Source organism: Streptomyces sp. PA03-1a (assembly GCF_033792805.1).
Lineage (GTDB): Bacteria > Actinomycetota > Actinomycetes > Streptomycetales > Streptomycetaceae > Actinacidiphila.
The window spans coordinates 1-21,217 of the sequence record NZ_JARAVO010000104.1 but is presented as its reverse complement, the minus strand read 5'-3'; the positions used below and the strand labels follow the sequence as shown (position 1 = coordinate 21,217).

13 protein-coding genes are annotated in these 21,217 nt (G+C 69.4%); 7 read left to right on the top strand and 6 right to left on the bottom strand.

The annotated features are described in order from the left end of the window. The first annotated feature begins 134 nt into the window (after positions 1 to 134). On the top strand, positions 135 to 1,463 hold the full coding sequence (locus PV341_RS23310; RefSeq protein ID WP_500358904.1) for a DNA cytosine methyltransferase: 1,329 nt from the start codon (positions 135 to 137) through the stop codon (positions 1,461 to 1,463). Here the strand turns inward: PV341_RS23310 and PV341_RS23305 are convergent. From PV341_RS23305 to PV341_RS23295, 3 genes are read right to left on the bottom strand one after another with little or no spacing between them, the layout of a single operon-like run. Then, a complete protein-coding gene (locus PV341_RS23305; RefSeq protein WP_500324964.1) occupies positions 1,460 to 2,362 on the bottom strand; it encodes a DUF6339 family protein in 903 nt (300 codons plus the stop codon). The two genes, PV341_RS23310 and PV341_RS23305, sit on opposite strands and share 4 nt — an antisense overlap. Then, a complete protein-coding gene (locus PV341_RS23300) occupies positions 2,359 to 3,363 on the bottom strand; it encodes a hypothetical protein (protein ID WP_500358903.1) in 1,005 nt (334 codons plus the stop codon). Before PV341_RS23300 ends, PV341_RS23305 begins: the two co-directional genes overlap by 4 nt. Continuing rightward, a complete protein-coding gene (locus PV341_RS23295) occupies positions 3,360 to 5,504 on the bottom strand; it encodes a helix-turn-helix domain-containing protein (protein ID WP_500324960.1) in 2,145 nt (714 codons plus the stop codon). Before PV341_RS23295 ends, PV341_RS23300 begins: the two co-directional genes overlap by 4 nt. A gap of 549 nt (positions 5,505 to 6,053) precedes the next feature. On the opposite strand from PV341_RS23295, the gene PV341_RS23290 reads away from it, so the two are divergent. The 5 genes from PV341_RS23290 to drmB are packed head-to-tail and all read left to right on the top strand — an operon-like array spanning position 6,054 to position 18,148. Next, entirely contained in the window at positions 6,054 to 6,305 is a 252-nt protein-coding gene (locus PV341_RS23290; protein WP_500324958.1) for a hypothetical protein, read from the top strand. 56 nt (positions 6,306 to 6,361) lie between these two features. Then, entirely contained in the window at positions 6,362 to 11,128 is a 4,767-nt protein-coding gene (locus tag PV341_RS23285; RefSeq protein WP_500358902.1) for a sacsin N-terminal ATP-binding-like domain-containing protein, read from the top strand. Continuing rightward, entirely contained in the window at positions 11,125 to 13,041 is a 1,917-nt protein-coding gene (locus PV341_RS23280) for a UvrD-helicase domain-containing protein (protein WP_500358901.1), read from the top strand. Before PV341_RS23285 ends, PV341_RS23280 begins: the two co-directional genes overlap by 4 nt. Next, the gene (locus PV341_RS23275) at positions 13,038 to 16,286 is read left to right on the top strand and encodes a helicase-related protein (protein ID WP_500358900.1); all 3,249 of its coding nucleotides are present in this window, start codon (positions 13,038 to 13,040) and stop codon (positions 16,284 to 16,286) included. The genes PV341_RS23280 and PV341_RS23275 overlap by 4 nt, the downstream gene beginning before the upstream one ends. Beyond that, the gene (drmB, locus tag PV341_RS23270) at positions 16,283 to 18,148 is read left to right on the top strand and encodes a DrmB family protein (RefSeq protein WP_500358899.1); all 1,866 of its coding nucleotides are present in this window, start codon (positions 16,283 to 16,285) and stop codon (positions 18,146 to 18,148) included. The genes PV341_RS23275 and drmB overlap by 4 nt, the downstream gene beginning before the upstream one ends. 184 nt (positions 18,149 to 18,332) lie before the next feature. On the opposite strand, the gene PV341_RS23265 is transcribed toward drmB, so the two are convergent. Together PV341_RS23265 and PV341_RS23260 are read right to left on the bottom strand one after the other, a co-directional pair. Further along, entirely contained in the window at positions 18,333 to 19,319 is a 987-nt protein-coding gene (locus PV341_RS23265) for a DNA cytosine methyltransferase (RefSeq protein ID WP_500325244.1), read from the bottom strand. Between the two features lie 89 nt (positions 19,320 to 19,408). Further along, positions 19,409 to 19,816 (bottom strand): CoA-binding protein, encoded by a 408-nt coding sequence (locus tag PV341_RS23260; protein ID WP_499510422.1) that lies wholly within the window; start codon positions 19,814 to 19,816, stop codon positions 19,409 to 19,411. A 73-nt stretch (positions 19,817 to 19,889) separates the two neighbouring features. Here PV341_RS23260 and PV341_RS23255 point away from each other — a divergent pair, with 73 nt between their 5' ends. Next, positions 19,890 to 20,519 carry a YigZ family protein gene (locus tag PV341_RS23255; RefSeq protein ID WP_500324949.1) on the top strand — a complete coding sequence of 210 codons (630 nt, stop codon included), beginning with the start codon at positions 19,890 to 19,892 and terminating at the stop codon, positions 20,517 to 20,519. Positions 20,520 to 20,535: 16 nt separating this feature from the next. Here PV341_RS23255 and PV341_RS23250 read toward each other — a convergent pair whose 3' ends face one another. Next, the gene (locus tag PV341_RS23250; RefSeq protein ID WP_500358898.1) at positions 20,536 to 21,144 is read right to left on the bottom strand and encodes a hypothetical protein; all 609 of its coding nucleotides are present in this window, start codon (positions 21,142 to 21,144) and stop codon (positions 20,536 to 20,538) included. Between the last annotated feature and the right edge of the window lie 73 nt (positions 21,145 to 21,217).

Here is a 21,217-nt window from a genome sequence, read left to right as displayed (position 1 = left end):
GACGCGGGGGCAGCGTGCGGTGTGCCGAGCAGAGTCCGGCCGGCGGTCTTCGACGGTCCCGAGTCGAGGCGAGCTGTCACGGAAGTGTCGACCGCGCGGTCGGCACCGCCCTCCGCCGGCTACACTTCCGCCATATGACCAGCCCGGATCCAGTCGCTCCCTTTCTCGAGAACCCCCGCATCTTGGACCTTTTTGCCGGTCCTGGTGGTCTCGACGTGGGCGCGCACATGCTTGGTGTGCCCTCGCTCGGAATCGAGTGGGACAGGAACGCCTGTGAGACGCGTTACGCCGCAGGGCTTGAGACGTGGCACGCGGATGTCAGCACGGTGCGCCGGGAGCGGTTCCACGAGCTGCCGAAGGACTTGAACGTCCTGGCCGGCGGGCCGCCGTGTCAGACGTACTCGGTCGCGGGCAACGGGGCGGGTCGCAAGGCTCTGGAAGAGGTCAAGAAATTCATCCGGGAGTTGGTGGACGGTGTCGACGACGCCGTGATCGACAAGCAGTTGGAGGAACTGCACGGTGACCCTCGCACCGCCCTGGTCCTGGAGCCGCTCAGGTATGCGATCAAGGCTCTCACCTGCCCCAACCGGGACGGGCGACCGTTCGACGTGATCGTCTTGGAGCAGGTGCCCGGGGTGAAGGCCTTGTGGAAGGTCTACAAGGAAGTCTTGGAAGCAGGCCTGCCGGGCAAGGACGGCGAGCGCGTCAAGTACGAGGTGGCCAAGGTCGAGACACTGCACACCGAGGCATACGGTGTGCCCCAAACCCGGCGCCGCACGATCCTGGTGGCCCGGCTGGCCAAGTACGGCGTTCCCGAGCTGCCCGACGCCAAGCACCACACCTACAACCCGCACCATCCCACGAGGGGTGGGCGCATGGACGTGAAGGTCGTGGCAGGCGCTGTACAGGAGCAGTTGCCGATGCCGGATTCCGGAGCGACGCACAAGGCGGACAAGGCGGACAAGCCTGCGCTCGAACCGTGGGTCTCCATGGGCGAAGTGCTGGGTACGGAGGCCAGGCCCGGGGGCCGTGAGATTCCTTTCGAGATCGTGTCGAACTACGGCAGCGGCGGAGACCCGAAGAACCGCGGCATCCGCACGGACAAGCAGCCGGCCTTCACCGTCACCGGAAAGGTGTCCCGCAACGCGGTATGGCGCAGCAAGACCATGGAGATTGAGCATGACCCGCCTCGCCTGACCATCGCCGAGGCCGGCATCCTTCAGACATTCCCGCCCGACTACCCTTGGTCGGGCGGCGACCAGTCGCAGCAGGTGGGCAATGCCGTGCCCCCGCTGTTCGGGATGTACGTTCTGGCGGCGGCGCTTGCTCTGTCGCCCGCGCCGGAGGCACGACTGAGGGACGACTGGCCCGGCGCCACCGACGAGGATCGCGCCACTCTCCGCAAGAAGGGCTGCGGGGATCCGGACCGCTGTGGTCCCGATTGCCCGAAGCCCGAGGCTTAGTCCTCTCCTTCGGCCTCTCTCGACTCCTCCCGTCCCCGCACCGGGGCGTCCGCGAAGAGGTCGGAGAAGTAGTCCACCAGCGTGCTCACGGAGATCGCCGGCGCCGGTTCCTCCTCGGGGCCGGTCGGGAGCGCGGAGCGGGACACCTGGCGTGCGGTCTCGGCGTCGTCGATCCAGTCGAGCAGCGGGCGGGACTCGCGTTCGGAGTCCGGAGCGATCACGTCGTACATCAGCGTCGCCGCGGAGGCGTTGACGGCTCCGACCAGCGCGTTGACCTCACGACCGGTGGTGATCACGCCTTTTGCGACCAGCCGGAGAATCGCCTGAGCGCTGGGCCGGTGGTTGATCACGGTCATGCGCAGGGCGGTGTTGAGGATGTCCTGGTTGCCGCACGCCGTGACGACGGGGTCGTAGTCCGGTCCGTCGCGGAAGAGTTCGGCCGCCCACCACAGACGGGCGAAGACCTGCTTGTGGTACTGCCCCCGGAAGCGTTCTGCCGCCACCTTGGCGGCCTTGCCGTTCGTCGCTTCCGACAGGTGCCTCCAGATCACGTAGTCGGGAGCGACCCCGAGGGCAAGGTAGTTCCACAGGCCGGGGTCGGCTGCTTCGCGGCGGGTGAGCCGGAGAGCCGCATGCAGCCGGGGAGCCAACCAGGCATCGGCTTGGGTGGCCTTGAGCCCCTTGTTCTCGCAGTAGGCCCTGGCGTCCTCGACCAGCTCTCGGACGGGCCGGACGTCACCGCGCCGGTCATCGTGCGGCAGCGGTTCGGTGACCCCGTTGAGTTTGATGACCGCCACGTCCTCGCGGCCGGAGAGGACTCCTTCGGTGAGGAAGTCCCCGGCGTCGGCGTTGGAGAGCAGCGCCAGGCGTTCCGGGAAGTAGCTGGGCCGGGCGGTCATTCGTCATCCCCCTGCGTGAGTCGTTCGAGGTCGCGGATGGTGGTGGAGAGCGTCCGGGGGACACCCGCGCGCCTGGCGGCGGCGAAGTGGATCCGGGGCTGGAGCTCTCCCCAGCCGGTCGCGGACGGGCCGGTGCGGGCCGCGTGAACCTCCCGCAGGGCGTCCTCCGGCTCGTGATCGGGGTACATGTCGGGGAGCATCTCCCGGAGCACTTCGCCTTGCCAGCCGTGTGGGAACAGCGGCGTCCCGTCCTCCTCGGTCTCCAGATCGCCGACGGCTGAGTGGAAGACGGCTGTCCAGACCTCGGAGCACATCTGGGCGAGGATGAGTTCACGGACGGTCTTCTCCGCACCGTTGCCCCCGTCCGCACCGATCAGGTCGCCGAGACCGTCGAAGTCCGTGTTGACGCGTACGACGGGGATCCGTCCGGTGGTGTCGACCAGCCAGGGGGAGTCCTTGAAGCGCTGGAGCCGGCTCGCCCCCGAGGAGAAGCCGACCATCTTGACGTCGAGCTCACGGGCGAGTGAGGGCGCGGCCTCGATGACGTCAACGAACCACTCCATGTCCGAGGTGCCGATCACTCGGCCGGGGACGCCGTCCACGGTGGCGACGACGTGAACGGAGAGTGAGGCGCGATCGAGGAGGTCGCAGCGGTGGATGTACAGCTCGGCGGTCCGCTCGCGACCGTCCTCGGAGACCGGGGACAGCTCCACGGACGTACGGGAGTTGGTGGCGCGCTCGGTGAGCACCGCGAGGACCTTGACCTCCGACCAGGGTCCTTCGGGATCCATCGCCTTGGCCGGGAGGCCCGCGGAGAGACGGAGCCGGGCCTGGGCCCAGTCGGGGCGATCCTCGTCGGGTCCGAGGGCCACGACGCGTTCGACGGTGGAGACGTACTTGCTCTCCACGTCCTCCCAGGACTCGCCCTCGGCCTTGACCTGGGCGCTCTCGACGCGCCAGGACACATTGCCGGTCAGTCGACGGTAGGGGTAGACCTTCACGCCTGCTCCCCCTTTCCGACGCGCAGTTCCACGACGAGACCGGTGAGTTGGGCCCGGACCGGGTGACGGGACACGTCAGTGACCCCTCTGAAGACGGCCTTGCGGCTGCCCGGGATCAGATGCAGGGCGCCGTCGACGACCTCGCAGCCGCTTACGGCGACGAGTTCCTTCCAAGGGGCCGCGGGACGGGGCCCGGAGCGCACGTCGAACTTGGCGATCGGCGAGAGCGGACGGTCCGTGTCGACACTCGGGGACACCCGCAGATCGACCGTGACGGACCAGGCCCCGGTCTCGTCGATCAGCGCGTCCACGTTGTCCAGCTCGGGCAGGGCCGCGGCTCCTGTGGGGCGCGTCTTCTTCGCGGCGGTGCCCACCTTGAGGCGGCCGGCGATCTTTGCTTCGCCGCCGTTCCGGCGCTTGGCACGAGGAACGGCGACCAGGTCGCGCACCGTGCTGTTGGCGGCGGTCGTCAGGGCGGCGATGCGCCGGTAGGCGGAGGGGGAGTAGGTGAGGCGGAGCTCCTCGGTCTGACCCCACTTGTTGTGCTCGGGCGGTTCGGAGGCGCGCAGGAACTCTTCGGCGGCCTCGGCACCCGGGGCATCCTGCCCCGCCGCTCGGCCGGTGAGGAGGATGGCCTGGAAGGGGTTGGTGCCGACGGGGAGGTTGCCGACGGAGCTGTCCTTGACGGTCATCCGGTTGCCCCGCATGGAGACCAGTCGGTTCGGGCGGCCATCGGCGTCCTCGGCGTGGGTGACCAGCAGCACCGCCTCGTGAGGCACGCTTCCCCGCACCTGGCCTCCGTGCAGGGGCACGTTCAATTGCACGGTGGCGCGGGCGACCTGGCCCGGAGCGGAGAGACGGTCGACCGTGTCGCCCTCCAGGTACGCACGCAGGGCGCGGGTGCGGGAAGGCTGCGTGACGGCAGGATCCACGTGCTCCTCGGCGATGAGGACCTCGCCGTTGCGGTACGTGCGGACGGATGCCTCCAGGTGCGGCTTGTGGTCGCCGCCACCGGTCATCGCGGCCCAGAAGTTGCGGCCGAGCGCGTCGACGAGTCGGGCGTGCATGCGGTGGACGGAGTCGTCGTCCTCGGTGGTCTCCTCCTCGTCGACGGTACCGGTGACGGTCGCCAGGCTGGCGACGTCGTGGGCGCCGACGATGAGGAAAGAGGTACCGGGAGCCCCACTCTCGCGTGTGAGGTGGAGCTTCTCGACCGTCTCCTCGTCGGCCCACCAGGAGCGGGCCACGTCGGTCGACTTGGCGTCCGGATCCGGACGCCCGAACCAGGCGGGTCCCGCGAATTCCCGGCCGTCGACTTCGCGCCAGGGGAGGTCGAGCCGGCCGATCAGACGGCGTTCGGTACGGCCCTCATGGGGTTCGGACAGGGTGGAGTTGATCAGGACGAGGCCGAGACGGCTGGTGGCCCAGAGGGTGGCCTTGCCCAGGCCGTAGGAGCCACCGGCTCCGGAGTCCTCCTTGTGACTGTCGAGTTGGCGGCGAACGACGGCCGCGAAGAGTCCGTTGTCGTAGTCGTCGCCGGTCAGACCGGTGGCGTTGTAGTCGTCGACGCGGAGCAGCACCAGGCGATCGTGCTGGTACATGTCGTGGAGTCCGGCCGCGATCGTGCGGGAGACCTTGCCCTGTTTGCCGCTCTCGGCGGTCAGAGCCTCGTAGTGGGGGAGCAGCCGTTCCCAGTCGATGGCCTCGCGGAAGCGGGCAAGGGTCTCGCCGGTGAGTTCGTGCAAGGTGTAACGGACCCGGACGGGCTCGGCGCGGTCGAGGCGCGCGTCGACGCTGTTCTGGGTGGCCTCGCGCGCGAGGACCGAGACGTCGGCCTCGAACGCGAACGCGGCGGCGTTGCCATACTCGCGACCTCCGTCGGCGTAGGCGGGACGGTGGTACCAGGAGACCGGCAGCCCTGCCTGGGCGTCGGTACTGCGGGTGTGGATCGTCGCCAGGTCGGTCTGGAGAACCTCGGCGATGCGCTGGATGGTGTCGTCCCTGGGAACCGAGCGGCCCACGATCCAGGCCGAGACGGCGGCCCGGGTCATGCCGAGTTCCTCCGCGAGATCCGCCTGGCTCTTCCTGGCGTTCTTGAGCTGGCGCGCCAGCCAGGGACCGAAGTCCTCAGCCGCCTTCACGTCCCACCTGCTTCCCCTCGGGCCATTGGATGAGAGCCACCGTAGCGCACCGCTGTTGACGCCGCGCCGGCCTGTCAAAAGTTCTTTGACGTGTGGGTGGTGGTCGTTCGGCTGACATGTCGGCCCAATCAAAAATGGAACTTGGAATTCCGCCCGGTTTGTGCCGGAATCTGGGATTTTCGGGTGGCGCGGCGAATGATTTTCACTCGAAGAAGACTGCTTGCGCGGCGTTGAGATGTCGTGGTTGACTTACGCATCGTCAGCACCGGATGCGACCGGGGCAACGCCTCTGTTTTCAGTCACAGTTGTGCCCTTCTTCCCGCCTGCCCCACGCGGCGAGAGGCCGGGGAGCAGGGAGTGTCGGGCCTACCCGCTGTGTGGCCCGGGATATCTGCACGAGCACCGCATCGCACCCCGGAGGGGATTTTTCTCCGCCTTGCGGCCCCGAATTGATCCCACGGGCAGGCGCACGGCTTGGATTTCCTCCCTGCACGACCTCGCACCATTTCCTCGTGAAGTCTCCACGGAAGCGAAAGCGCAGGTATCTCGGTGTCCTCGAACAAGTCCCCGCTTGACCACATGCGCACCGTCGTCACTCTTTACGACCGCCTCGGCGACGACCCTCAGGCACAGGAGACCCTCCTCCGGATCATGGGCGGCATCGACCACGACATGGTCGCCGCCTACCGGGAGGTCCTCCGCGACACGGACGCCCTCAAGCACTCGCGCCGCCCAGTCCGGAACCCGAACGGTCGCCAGCTCGTCACCACCGTCACGTTGACCGTGCAGCTCGCCTGCTGACGGCAGTCACGCTCGCTTCTTCCTTCCCACCCCGTCGTCCTGAAGTGGAATCATTCGTGGCCGATCCGCAGTCCCCCGTGATCCGCACCGTCGTCGAGCAGTCCCTTCGCGTCCTGGAGACCTACCGCGTCGACCCGGGCCTGATCCCCGAGCACGCCAACGGCGAACGCCGCATCACCCAGGGCGGTTACGGCGACCGCCAGCTCTTCGAGTTGGTCCAGAACGCGGCCGACGAGATCCGCGACGAGCCCGGCGGCCGGGTCCACGTCGTTCTCACCGATACCCACCTGTACTGCGCAAACGAGGGAAACCCCGTGACCCCCGAGGGCGCGGAGACGATCCTGCGCATGAGCATGTCCCGCAAGCGCGGCGGGCAGATCGGTCGTTTCGGCGTGGGCGTCAAGTCGGTCCTCGTGGTGACCGACACTCCCGAGTTCTTCAGCGGCCAGGGCAGCTTCGGCTTTGATCGTGCCTGGTCGTACGAGCAGATCCGCAACGTGCCCGGCGTCCGCGAGCGGCACGGTGAGGACTTCGAGGCGCCCGTGCTGCGCATGGCCCGCGAGCTGGACATGGCGACCGAACGCCTCCGCGACCAGGTGCTGGACGAACTCCTGAAGTGGGCGACCACCGTGGTCCGTCTGCCGTTGTTGCCCGGCGCGGCCGAGCGGCTCGGCAAGGACATGCACGGGCACCAGGGCACGGCCAGCCACGAGAACCGTGAGGAGTTCCCCTCCGGGTTCCACCTCTTCTCTCCGCACGTGGGCCAGGTGGTCCTGGAGGATCGCCGACCTCGCCCGATCTCCCGTCGTGCCCTGCGGGCCGAGCGGGACGGCAGCCTGCGGACGGTTCACGAGGAGCGCGTCGGCAGACCGCCGGCCACCTCGCAGTGGCGGGTCTTCACCCACACGCACGAGCCGACCACGGCCGCCCGCCGCGATGCCGGCGAGTTGCACGACCGCGTGTCCATCGATGTCGCCTGGGCCGTGCCGGGCTACCGCGCGGACGAGAAGTCCGGCCTGCTCAGCGCCGCCGACGCTCGTGGCCGAGGCAGGTTCTGGTCCTTCTTCCCGACGAAGTACGAGATGACCCTCAGCGGCATCCTGAACGGCGCCTGGAAGACCAATGAGGACCGGCAGAACCTGCTGGACTCCTCGCCCTTCAACGTCGAGATGATCCAGGTGGCGGCCCGTCTGGTGGTCGAGTCGCTGCCCGAACTCGCCCCCGCCCAGGACCCCGGCGCGTACCTTCCGCTGCTGCCCGGTCGTACCAGGGGCGCGGAGGTCATCAGTTGGGCGGACCGCCTGCTCACCGAGCAGATCTGGGCCGCCACCGCGGCGCGTCCGTCGCTGCCGGACCAGGACGGAGTCCTGCGCATCCCGCGTGAGTTGAGGATCCATCCCGACTTGGGCCGTGACGGCACCTCGCAGCTGCGGTGGCTGCGGACCTGGCACTCCTACGCCGGACGGCCCCGTGACTGGGTGCACCCTTCGGTCGAGGCCACGGACCTGCGGTCCGGCAAAATCCAGCACATCCTGGGAGCGGCCGGGCGGCAGCGGGCATCGGTCGTGGAGTGGTTGGAGGCGCTGGTCGCCGACGGCTCGGCGAAGGCTTCGGAGACCGCGATCAGGATCGTCGCCGACATGATCGAGTCCAAGGCCTCCTGCGCCGCCGAGGCGCGCAAGGCGGCGATCGTGCTCACCGAGGAGCACGGCATGGTCGCCCCCGTCGGCGGTCTGGTGTACCGGCGGGCCGAGGAGGACGGTCTGCGGGAGTCGCTGGTCTACGTGGACCGCGCTCTGTCCGACGATCCGTCACTTACCTCCGCCCTCACAACCCTCGGCATCCAGGAGGCCGACGTCCGGGGACGCTTCGTCAGCATTCTCGACCAGGGCTTCGCCTCGTACGGCCCGCACGAGTGGAATCGCTTCTGGGAGCTGTTCCACCGGGCGGGCGCCACCGCGGTGGGCCACGAGGTGACCAAGCGGGTGCCGACGCCGATGGACACCCTGATGGTGCGGACGGCGGACGGCCGTTTCCACGCGATGCGCGACTGCTTCCTGCCCGGCGTCGTCGTCACCGCCGAGAGCGACCCCGAGATCGCGGTGGACATGCGGTTCCACTCCGATGACGTGGCCTTCTTCCGCGAGTCGGGTTTGCGGGACCGCCCGACCTCCGGCCACAAGCCCGAGGCCGAGACATGGTTCGAGGAGTACCGGGAGGCCGTGCACGCGGCGTACTGCAGCACGCTTGACAACCGGGCGAGCCGGCCGACCCTCGCCAAGACCAGGATCGAGGGGGCTCCCATCGGCGGACCGCTCCACCTGCTGCCCCGCCTCTCGGACCAGGCGCGCGCCGCCTTCCTCCAGGCGCTGCCCGAGGACGCCTTGATCGAGAACTGGACGCTGCAGATCGGCGCGCAGGCCGGCACGCGCCGGACGGCTCAGTCCCCGATCCGTTGGATGCTCGTCCGACACGGTCGGGTCACGACCTCGCAGGGACTCAAGTCCCCCAAGGACGCCGTCGGCCCGCAGCTCGACGCGTACCGCGACGTGTTGCCGGTGGCGTCGATCAGCCAGGAGAAGGCTCGCAAGCTGGGACTCGCGGACAGCGTGGAGAAGGTCCGTCCTCAGCAGTGGGAACAGCTTTTGGAGAAGTTGCAGGAGAGCGAGGACGACGCGTTCGTCGGCTCCACCTATGCCTTGCTGACCCGCCTGGGTATCGATTTCCCCGAGGGCTCCCTGACCCGGTGCCGGATCGGTGACGCCTGGGACGCGCGGGAGGACGGCGAGATCGCCGTCGCCGCGAACCGGGACGAGTACCGGTCGCTGAGGGCGGAGCGTGTGCCGGCGCTGCTGATGCCGGACCAGGAGTCCGCCGACCTGATGGTCGACCAGTGGGGCATGCTGCGCCACGACGACGTCGTCAGCCGCGAGACCCGCCACGAGGCGACCGTGGAGGCGATCCCCCTGTCCGAGGAGTTCCCGACGCTTCGCCAGAGGATGGGCGCCTCCGTCGGCATGTACTCCTTGCTGCGCTGCTCCACTTTGGAAGAGGTCGTCCGCACTCCGCGAGGCGCGCGCGCGAAGTCCCTGCAGAGCGCCCGCCACGGCAACGTGATCAAGGTGCTGGACTCGCTGGACCGGTTCGACGCGCTTCGTGCTGTGGATCGTGAGCTGGGGCTGCGGATGGGCGAGGCCGGTTGCCGCGCGGTACTGGACGCCCAGGCCCGTCAGGAGCAGGACGAGAAGGTGCGTTCCGCGCTGAAGGCGATCCGCGAGGCCGAGGACGTGACCGCCAAGCTGGAATTGCTGATCGGCGCCGAGGCCCTGCGTGACCGGCTTCCCGCCGGGCTGATGGACGCCGAGCGACAGGAGTTGGACGGGCAGGAGCCCACCGGGCGGCGCGTCGCGCAGATGGCTTTCAACGCGCACGGCGACACCGTGCTCAAGACCCACGCCCGCGACATTCAGGAGCGCTTCCCGAGCGCTCCGTCGTCGTACACCGGCGGCTCGGCGGCCGTTTCCTTCGTCGCGGACCTCGGCCTGCCCGCGCCTTTCGCCGGCTACCGGGCCCCGAGCCTCGAACAGAGCCTGACGGTGGACGGTCCTCGCGATTTCCCGCGTCTCCACGACTACCAGGAGCGACTCGCTCTCAACATCTTCGAGATGCTGGACCGGCTGGCACCGCAGCGCGCCATGCTGTCGCTGCCCACCGGCGCGGGCAAGACGCGCGTCACCTCCGAGGCCGTCATCCGCTGGGTGAAGCAGACCGGTGACCTCAAGGGGCCGATCCTGTGGATCGCCCAGACCGAGGAACTGTGCGAGCAGGCCGTGCAGAGCTGGCAGTTCGTCTGGAGCAAGGCCGGCGCTCAGACCCGACTGACGATCAACAGACTGTGGACATCGAACGAGGCGGCCCCGGTCGTCGACGGGCCGCAACTCGTCGTGGCCACGGATGCCAAGCTCCAGGTGTGCCTGGGCACCGACCGGTACGCCTGGCTGCGTGAGGCCGCGCTCGTCGTGGTCGATGAGGCACACGTGGCGACCAGCCCGCGTTACACCGAGATCCTTAGCCTGCTCGGCCTGACCCAGCACCGGACCGAGCGGCACCTGCTCGGCCTCACCGCCACGCCGTTCCGCGGCCACAACGAGGAGGAGACCGGCCGTTTGGTCAACCGGTTCGGGGCGCGCCGGCTGGACGAGGGCGTCTTCCCCTCCGACGACGCGTACGGCCACCTCCAGGACCTGGGAGTGCTGGCGCAGGTCGAACACCGGGAGCTGACGGGTGGCACCATCGAGCTGTCCCGCCAGGAGCGCGAGAGCGCCGAGCAGTTCAGCCTGCTTTCCAAGGCCGCCGAGCAGCGACTGGCCGACGACCACGACCGCAGCCGTCGCATCGTCGAGGAGGTCGCGGCGATGCCGCAGGACTGGCCGGTGCTGGTGTTCGCCACCTCGGTGGAGCATGCCAAGTACCTGGCGGCCCGGTTGAAGGACCACGGCATCTCCGCGTCCTCGGTGGACTCCACCACCTCCGACAGCGACCGGCGGGCGCGGGTCCGAGAGTTCCGTGACGGCAGGGTGCGCGTGCTCACCAACTATGGCGTCCTCACCCAGGGATTCGACGCCCCCGCCACCCGCGCGGTGGTCGTCGCCCGGCCCGTCTACAGCCCGAACGTTTACCAGCAGATGATCGGACGCGGTCTGCGAGGTCCCCGCAACGGCGGCAAGGACACCTGCCTGATCCTGAATGTCCGGGACAACATCCGAAACTTCGACACGGCTCTCGCCTTCACCAAGTTCGAGCACTTGTGGAGCAAGAAATGACCCTCTCTCCCGAGGACGGCCCCGACCTCACAGCGGAGCAGCAGGCCGTCGTGGACCAGCCCTGGGACACCCGTCTATTGGTCACCGCCGGGGCGGGTGCGGGCAAGACCCACACTCTGGTGCGTCGCATGGACGCGCTCGTCGGCCACGTCGACCCGGACGAGGCTCTCGAGGCCTCCGGACTCTTGGTCCTCAGTTTCTCCCGAGCCGCGGTCCGCGAGTTGCGGGATCGGATCGCCCGGCACGGCGAGCACGCCCGGCGGGTGCGCGTGCAGACCTTCGACTCCTGGGCGTACTCCCTGCTGATGCAGGCGTACCCGGAGGGGCAGTGGTCGGCGCTTTCCTTCGACGAGCGCATCCGGGCGGCCACCGAGGCGATCGACAAGGGAGCCCTGGAGTTCCTGGAGGCAGGCCCGCCCGCGCATGTGATCGTCGACGAGGTACAGGATCTGGTCGGTGCGCGTCGGGAGATGGTGGAGTCGCTGCTCGACCGGCTCCAGGATACGTGCGGGTTCACGCTGGTCGGCGACTCCGCCCAGGCGATCTACGACTTCCAGATCGAGGACCCGGAGGAGTACGCGGACCGGGCGGACCTCTTCCTGCGCTGGGTACGCGCTTCCTACCCCGACGACCTGGTGGAGCTGCGACTGACGCGGAACTTCCGCGCTGTCACACCCGAAGCGCGCACCGCGCTCCCGCTCGGCCCGGCCGTGCAGGGCATGGGAAGCGCCCCCGAGGGCGCCGACGCGGCTGCCGAGCGGCTCCACGGAGAGCTGCGCGGTCTGCTGTTCGACCTCCCCGACCTCGGCCCGCTGACCGAGGCGTTCACCCTGGACTCGCTGCGGTCGTTCCCCGGCAGCTGCGCGATCCTTACCCGCGACAATCGAGAGGCCCTGGTCGTCTCGGAGCTGTTGCACTCCCAGGGCGTCCCGCATGCCCTGCGGCGTTCGCTGCAGGACCGGCCGGTGCCGTACTGGGCCGCTGAACTGCTGCGCAGCACAGAGGCCGCCACGCTCAGCGAGGGGCGGTTGCGTGAGCTGCTCGGCGCCATGTCCCTGCCCGAGGGCACCGACACGGACCGGGTATGGCGGGCCCTGCGGGTGGCGGCGCGCGGATCCAGTCGCGGCACGCTCGACGTGACGCGCCTGCGCAGACTGGTGGCGGAGCGCCGCTTCCCGGACGAGCTGGCCGACCCGGAGCCTGCTCGACTGGTCGTTTCGACGGTGCACCGCTCCAAGGGCCTGGAGTTCGACAGGGTGGTGCTGCTCGCCCCGCCGACCGTGGCCGAGCTGCGGCGTCGCAACGACGAACTCGACGTGCCCGGCGAGGCCCGCGCGCTCTACGTCGCGATGACCAGAGCGCGAGAGGATCTGTATCGGGTCGCCGCACCGGACACGGTGACGGTGCTGAGGCACAAGCCGACCGGCCGCTGGTACCGCGGGGTGCCGAACGCGCGCCACAAGTGGCGGCGGGACGGCGTCGAGGTGCGGGCCGGCGACGTGTGCGCGCTCGCACCGGCCGATGCCTTGAACGACGCTTCCGGCACTCAGTCGTACCTGCTGGAACAGGTGCGGCCGGGGGACGCGGTGACGTTCCGGCTGCGCGACACCCTTCCCATGGGTCCAGAGCAGAGTCCCCGATACGCGCTGCTCCACGCGGGGCGGGAGGTCGGCGACGCCTCCGAGGCCTTCAGGAGCGATCTGTACTCCGTGCTGAAGGTCGGCACGAACTGGGAGATCCGGTGGCCCGAGGAGATCTCCGGCCTGCGGATCGACTGCCTGGAGTCCGTCGCAGGCAGCACAGCCGCCGGGGCCAACTCGGGTCTGGGCGACCATGGGGTGTGGATCGCCCCGCGTATCAGTGGAATCGGACGGTTCAGGCGGTCCGTCGGGACCGAGGAGGAGCAGGAATGACCATCCACGCTGGGCGGCACGCCGCGCACTACGAGGTCCGTGAGGACCTGGTAACCCGCCTTCGCCGGGAGCTCTCGGGCCCCGACGTCCACTCCTCAGCCGAGGACCGAGTCGAGGTGCTCGACCAGGACGCCCCCATCACCCGCTACCCCATCGGCGTGCTCTTCCCGCGCCCGGCGGACGCCGAGGCCGACCTTCGTCTGCGGGAGGACGCCGCCGAGGAGGAGGGACTGGACGAGGAGCCCGTGACCGGGTCGGACAGCCTCGACGAGTCCGGGTCGGCCGCCGAGCGTCCCAATGCCGGTGATCGGCGCCCGTCCACGGTCGGCCTGACCTTCGCCGTCGACCGCACGGTGTGCCGGGAGATCGTGGTCTCGGCACGTGCCGCCGTGTACGAGCCGGAGGACATCGCGGGGCGCAAGGTCTCGGCCCGCCGCAGCGAAGCCCGTACCACCTCCGATCAGCGGGAACGCTGGCGTCGAGTGGAGCTGGACCTACCCGACACCACGGTCGACGTGACGTATCCGGGGCGCGGTGCCTCGCGCGATCTGATCGACGGCACGGCCCGCCTTGAGGTGCATGTGCGCCGTCCGTCCCGGGAGACCGACACGGTCACTGTCACGGTCACCCTGATGAACATCCAGAAGGTGGGCGAGAAGGAACTCCAGGATGCCTTCGCGCTGTTCCAGACGGGGTTGACGGTCCGTGCCGCCGACGGGGCGAGCGCGTTCGTGGAGCGACCGACCGCGCTGTCCGCCGTCGACGCCGAGCTCGAGACCGGCCGACTGCTGCACCGGCACGCGCCGACCTTCGCCACTGGCCACGGCTGCGCCGCGGTGTGGGCTTGGAATCCGTCGCCGGTCGGTGTCGCCGACATAGAGCGTGCCGCGGTGGCCGAGGTCCGCACCGAGTTCATCCCGACGCACGAGGTGCTGCTCACCGACTCCAACCCGGAGATCGACGACCGCGCACTCACGATGCTGGGTCTGGCCCAGGCCTCCGACGCCGAGGTAATCGCTGCCCTGGAGGGGTTGGCGGCGGGTTACGAGGGATGGATCGGACGGAAGCGGGCCGAGGCCGCCGCTCTCGCCGGCACCTCCTATGAGAAGGCCGCGTCGGCGCAGATCGACTCCTGCCGGGAAGCCCTGGACCGGATGCGCGAAGGTATCGACCTGCTGCGTGGCAAGTCCGACCTGATGGCGGCGTTCCGGCGGGCCAACCGGGCGATGGCGACCCAGCGTGCCCGCAGCGCCTGGGTGAAGGGTGGCCGCATGGGCGAGCCGGACCTGGCCTCCGCGCGCTGGCGTCCCTTCCAGATCGCCTTCGTGCTGCTGTGTCTGGCCGGTGTGGATGACCCGAAGCACCGTGATCGGGGCGTCTCGGACCTTCTCTGGTTCCCCACCGGCGGTGGCAAGACCGAGGCCTACCTGGGCCTGATCGCGCTGACGACGTTCCTGCGCCGTATGCGGCGTGGCGCGACGGGCGGTGGAGTCACGGTCCTCATGCGTTACACGCTTCGCCTGCTCACCCTCCAGCAGTTCGAACGCGCCGCGATCCTCATCTGCGCCATGGAGCAGATGCGGCGCGACAACCCGGCCGAACTGGGCCACGAGGAGATCTCCCTCGGCATGTGGGTTGGCCGCTCCGCGACCCCGAACACCCTGAAGAGTGCCTCGGAGCAGCTTGTGGCGGCCCGTTCCGGCAAGGTGCTCCAGAAGGAGAACCCGGTTCAACTGCACGCCTGCCCCTGGTGCGGAACCGCTCTCGACGCCCACAACTACTCGGTCGACGAGGAAGCCGGCCGCATGCACGTGCGCTGTCCCGGAACGGACTGCGCCTTCTCCGGCGGGCTGCCCGTGCACCTGGTGGACGAGACGGTGTACGGGGCCCGGCCCACTCTGGTGATCGCCACCGTCGACAAGTTCGCCTCGATGCCCTGGCGCGCGCAGACCGCGGCCCTGTTCAACCGGGACCGGCAGGATGCCACCCCGCCCCCCGAGCTGATCGTTCAGGACGAGCTGCACCTGATCTCGGGCCCGTTGGGCACCCTCACCGGTCTGTACGAAACGGCCGTCGACGTGCTCGCCGACCGCCCCAAGGTGATCGCCTCGACCGCCACCATCCGGCGTGCCGCCGACCAGGGCAAGGCCCTGTTCTCCCGCGAGGTGCGCCAGTTCCCGCCGGCCGGACTGGACTCCCGGGACTCCTGGTTCGCCGTGGAGACGCCCGCCCGAGACAAGGCGTCCCGCCGCTACGTGGGTCTGCTCGCCCCCGGGACCAGCCAGTCCACGCTGCTGATCCGCACCTATGCCACCCTGCTCCACCAGGCGAAGCGGGCGGAGACACCGCAGGAGGTCCGCGACGCCTACTGGACGTTGGTGGGCTACTTCAACAGCCTGCGCCTGCTGTCCGCCGCCGAACTCCAGGTTCATGACGACGTGGTGGCGTACCTGGAGCACCTGGCCGAGCGCGACGGCTGCGAGCCCCGTTCCGTCGGCAACTACTCCGAGTTGACCAGTCGGGTGGACGCCAGCGAGATCCCGGCACGCCTGAAGCAGATCGAGCGACGACTTCCGGGCGGCGACGTCGTGGACGTGCTCCTGGCCACCAACATGATCGCCGTCGGCGTGGACGTGGACCGGCTCGGCCTGATGGCCGTGATGGGCCAGCCGCAGACCACCGCCGAGTACATCCAGGCCACCAGCCGTGTGGGCCGCGCTCACCCCGGTCTGGTCGCGGTGATGCTCAACGCGGGGCGCTCCCGAGACCGGTCCCACTACGAGAACTTCCAGCACTTCCACTCCGCTCTCTACCGCGAGGTCGAATCCACCTCGGTGACCCCGTTCTCCGCCCGCGCCCGCGACCGCGGCCTGCACGCGGTGATCGTCGCCCTCGCCCGCATCCTCATCCCGGCCGCGCGCAAGGACGAGGACGCCGGGAACATCGACCTCTTCCGGGACGAACTCCGCAACCGGGTCCGTCCGCGCGTCCTCGAACGTGTCGAGGCCGTCGCCGCCGAGGAACTGCTCCACGTGGCCACCGCCTTCGACGAGTTCGTCGACTGGTGGTACGAGCAGGCAGAGTCGCTCGGTGGCCTGCACTACGAGCCGAAGCGCGGACGCCGCGTCCCTTCGTTGCTCAAGGCCTACGACGACGCCCTGGAAGACGCCGAGGCGTGGGAGACCTTGTGGTCCCTTCGCGACGTCGACGCCGAGTCCGCACTGTTCATGGAGGCATCCCGATGACCCCGCCACCTTCACGTCGCCGGCGCGGCGCCGACGGCTCCCCCGTACCGGCCCGCACCCTGCCCCGCCGTGGCGCGGTTCGACGCGCCCAGGCCATCACCACCTACGGCGTGGGATCTCTGATCGCCGTGGAACAGGAGTCGTTCATCGTTGCCGGCATCGACGGAGCCGACCGGTACTGGCCCCGTGCCGAGGCTCCGGAGATCCACGAGCCGCGCCTCGCGCGAGTACTGGGCGTCGACCACTTCCGTCTCCCGCCCGCCTCCGATGACGACAGTCGCGACGGTGTCCGGGTGCGCCGCTTCCCGCTGTGGCACCACTGCCCGGAATGCCACGCGCTCGACCACGTACGAAAGTTCAACTCCCCGCCGGGGCGGAACGAGTGCGGCGAGTGTTCCGAGGGGTTGGTGCCCTCCCGCTTCGTGGTGGCCTGCGAAGACGGGCACCTCGCCGACTTCCCTTACTGGAAGTGGCTGCACCGCGGCCGACGTGGCGAGGGCGAGGCCGGGTTCTGCGGCGGCCGTATGAGCCTGAACTCCTCTGGTCGCAGTTCCTCGCTCCGTTCCGTCGTGCTTTCCTGCTCCTGTGGGGTGCCCGAGGTGTCCATGGAAGGATCCTTCAGGCGTGGTGCCCTGAAGGACCTGAACATCCGCTGCGAGGGCAAGCGCCCGTGGTTGAAGGACGCGCGCGACATCCCCTGCTCCCAACCTCCTCGGACCCTTCAGCGCGGTTCGTCCTCGGTGTGGCAGCCGGTTCTCCGCTCCGCGCTGTCGATCCCGCCGTGGAGCGACACGCGCGTACACGCCCTGGACGAGCACTGGGCGGCCCTGCGCGCGTATTCCACCGCCGCCGAGATCGAGATCTACCTCAAGGGTGTCTTCAAGGGGGCCCCGTCCCCGGTGAGCGCCGAGAAGGTCATGGAGTTGCTCGCCGCCATGGAGGCCGAGGACCCCACCGGCGAGGACGGTTCCGACGTGGATCAGGAGAGGCGCTACCGCGCCCTGCGCGACCTCGAGTACGAGCGTCTGTGCGCGGGCAACCCGGAGGGCGCCGACTCCCACTCCGAGCAGTTCGTCTGCGAGCGGCCCGTCGGCGACGAGAGGGCGCTGGTCGGCATGGGCGTGGTCAGGCCGATGCTGGTGAAGAAGCTCCGTGAGGTTCGCGCCCTGAAGGCCTTCACCAGGGTCATCGATCCCGAGACCTCTTCGGAGGGGCACGAGGCGGATCTCTCCCTTGACCCCACCCGCTGGCTGCCCGCCATGGAGGTCAAGGGTGAGGGGGTCTTCCTCCGGCTCGACGAGGACAGGCTCGACGCATGGGCCGAGATGCCCGCCGTCGCGGCCCGTGTGGATCGGATGCGTCTCCGCCACCAGCGGGTCCTCGTGGAGCGGGCGTCCGACCCCACCCGTGTCCCGCTCTCGCCCGCCACCGCGCGCATGGCCCTGCTGCACGTCCTCGGGCACGTGATGATCAACGAGTGGAGCCTGGACTCGGGCTATCCCTCCGCCTCGCTGCGAGAACGCATCTACTCGGGCGACGAGATGGCGGGTGTGTTGATCTACACGGCCACCAGCGACTCGGCCGGCAGCCTCGGCGGCCTGGTGGCCCAAGGCGAACCCGACCGCCTCGCCAAGGCCCTGCGGTCGGCGGTCCACCGGGCCGAGTGGTGTTCCAACGACCCCCTGTGCCTCGAGAGCGGTGCTTCCGGTGCGGGCGGAACCAACCTGGCTGCCTGCCATGCCTGCGTGATGCTCCCGGAGACCAGCTGTGAGCACAACAACGGCCTTCTCGACAGGGCTCTTCTCGTGGGTACGCCGGAGGACCCGTCCATCGGTTTCTTCTCCCATCTGCTCACCCCGTGAGTGCCACGCGATGAGAACGAGGCGGGAGGCGTCGGTCGCCCTCCCGCCACGGGGGTGCCACCATGTGCCGGTCTCGGCTCAGGAGCCGTCGTGATCCAGCGCGACCGTCCCGTCGGCGCGCCACGGGAGATCGAGTGTGGTGGTGAGGATATGGGGGCAAGCAGCGGCGGGACGGCATTGCCGATCAGTGCCCCAACGCGGCTCTGACGGCCCGCCCGAGGACGCGTCCCACCGGTGGTGGCGAGGCATGTCCCACCTGTCGGTAGCGGGCCGTCTTGCGGCCGGCGAAGGACCATTCGCGAGGGAAGCCCTGCAGCAGCGCCGCCTGTTCGACGGTGAGCGCCGGCATCCCCTTGATGCCGCCCGAAGGGTCCCAAGGAAATTCGGGTCCCGGCACTTCGTCGGCGACGGTACCGCCGTTCACGCCCATGCGAGCCCAGGAACGTTTCGATCCGGTCGGTCCGAGGTCGGCGCCACCGCGATTCCAGGAACCGCCGACCAGAGTCGGGGCCACCCTGTCCGCCTGCGCGGCCCAAGCGGCAGCGTGCTGCCAGCCTCGCGCGGCCATAGAGGCAGCCAGGGCCTCGCCCACGGTGATCGACGGTTTCGTGTCGGGCACCGGAATGACGAAGTCGTCGATGCCGTCCCCCTTGAAGGCCACCAGGATCCCCTGCCTCCGGTCCTGTGGCACACCGTGGTCCCTCGCGTTGAGGACGAACCAACGGTGCCGGTACCCGAGGTGTTCGAGCTCGTCGGCGACGTAAGTGCGGATCGGTTCGTACTCGGGTTTGGAAATCAGATCCGGGACGTTTTCGATCAGCAGGGCGCGCGGCTGAACACCGTACATGAGCATGATCGTCGCTTCGAGAAGGCGGATCTCCTCGGCACTGTCCTCGCGGCCTACCGCCGCGCTCGCCTTCACCCGGGGTAGGCCGGCCGCCAGGAGATCGACGTCGTACGTCTGCTGGTGCTCGACCGGATCGAAGTCCAGTAGGTCGGCGTCGAGCACCTTCCACCCTGGGCGGTTCAGACGCAGCGTCTCGCAGGCCACGGCACGGTTGTCCAGGAGGAGAACGGGGTCGAACCCGGCCTGCTCGAGGCCGAGAGCCAGGCCACCGGCGCCTGCGCACACGGCCAGACAGCCGAGACGTTCGAGGCGGGACTCTTCCATGATCACCGTTCGTGTTCGTCGGGAAACGCGACAGTGGGTGGGGGCCGGCGCTTCTTGCTTCCTGTGGGGGGCGGCGTGGCGCCGTGTGGCTAGCCGAGCCGGGGGATCTCGATCGCGGGGCAGCGGTCCATGACCATGAGCGGACCCGCGGCGCGGGTGCGCTCGTACGCGTCCTCGTCGATCACGCCGAGCTGGTACCAGACCGCCTTCGCGCCGATCGCGACGGCCTCGTCCGCGACGGCCCCGGCCAGGTCGGAGTTGACGAAGACGTCCACCACGTCGACCGGGAACGGGATGTCGGCCAGCGAGGCGTAACCCTGCTCACCGTGCACGGTCTCGGCCTTGGGGTGCACCGGCACCACGCGCTTGCCGTACCGCTGCAGCACCGCGGCGACGCCGTACGCCGCCCGCGAGGCGTTGTTGGACAGCCCCACCACGGCCCAGGTGTCCCCGAGGCCGGTCAGGATCTTCCGAACCGTCGCGTCGTCTCCGTACACGTCGTCCTCCCTCTATTCCGGTCCGCAGCAGTCAACCAGAGGACGCACCTGACTGTTCCCGTAGGGTGGCGGGGTGGTGGAGCGGTATCTGACGATCGGGCGCGAGCACGTCCACGAGAGCGAGATCAAGCGCTCGCGGTTCCTGTGCGCACTGGCGCCGGCCCCCAGTGAGGAGGCGGCGCAGCAGTTCATCGCCCGTGTCCGCAAGGAGCACGCCGGGGCGACCCACAACTGCTACGCGTACGTGATCGGCGCCGAGGGCCGGATCCACAAGGCGAGCGACGACGGCGAGCCGGGCGGCACCGCCGGGACCCCGATGCTGCAGGTGCTGCTGCGCCGCGAGGTCCGCGACGTCGTCGCCGTCGTCACCCGCTACTACGGCGGCATCCAGCTCGGCGCGGGCGGTCTGGTCCGCGCTTACGGGGGCGCCGTGTCGGCGGCGCTCGACGAGCTCGGCACGGTCGAGCGGCAGAAGCTCGCACTGGTCACCGTCGTCGCGGATCACCAGCGGGCCGGGCGCATCGAGAACGACCTGCGCGCCGCCGGCCGCACCGTACGAGGCGTCGCCTACGGCGCGGCGGAGGTGCGCATCGAGCTGGGCGTGCCGGAGGAGGAACTGGCGGCCTTCCGGAGCTGGCTCGCGGACGCCTCCGCCGGGACCGCGGGCGTCGAGGTGTCGGGCAGCGCCTTCGTGGACGTGTAGCGGGCCCGCCGGCAGGTCACTCGGCGTTGACGTAGGTGACCTTGCCCTTGACGGTGGCCTCGATGAAGCAGGTGCGGTAGTCGTCGACCCGGTAGTAGTACAGGGACGGCTTGTCGCTGATGATGTCGGGCTTGACGATCGCGTAGCTGAGGGTCGGGTGCTCGACCTTGCAGTCCTTGTCGGCGCGGCCCATCAGGGCCGGAAGCGCGTCCCAGCTGACGGTCCTGAGGTCGACGACGGTGTCGTCGGGATCGATGGTGCCCTTGCTGCCCCACTCCGACACCTCGCCGTCGCGGTACATGTAGCCGTCGTACACGCCGGTGTCCGACTTCTTGGGTGCCTTGAAGATCGCGTAGTCCTCGTAGACGGTCAGTTCGACCACCTTGGTGCCGCCCGAGACCGACTTCACGACGTCCGCCATCGAGCGGCCCCCGGCCACCGAGAGCAGCTTCTCGGGCGCCGCCGTGCTGGGGGCGCCGGGGCCGGAGGAGGGCGTGCCCTTCGGGGTCCCCGTGCCGCCGGCCTTCTCCTTCGCGTCGGCGTCCCCACCGTGGAGCCCCGGGACGAGGGTGTACAGCAGGACGCCCGCGACGCCCACGGCCACGACGGCGGTGGCGGCGGCCACGACCCGGCCGGCACGGGGACCCCGCAGGCACCGACCACCTCCGGCCCTGTTTCTTAAAAAAAATTAAAAAACA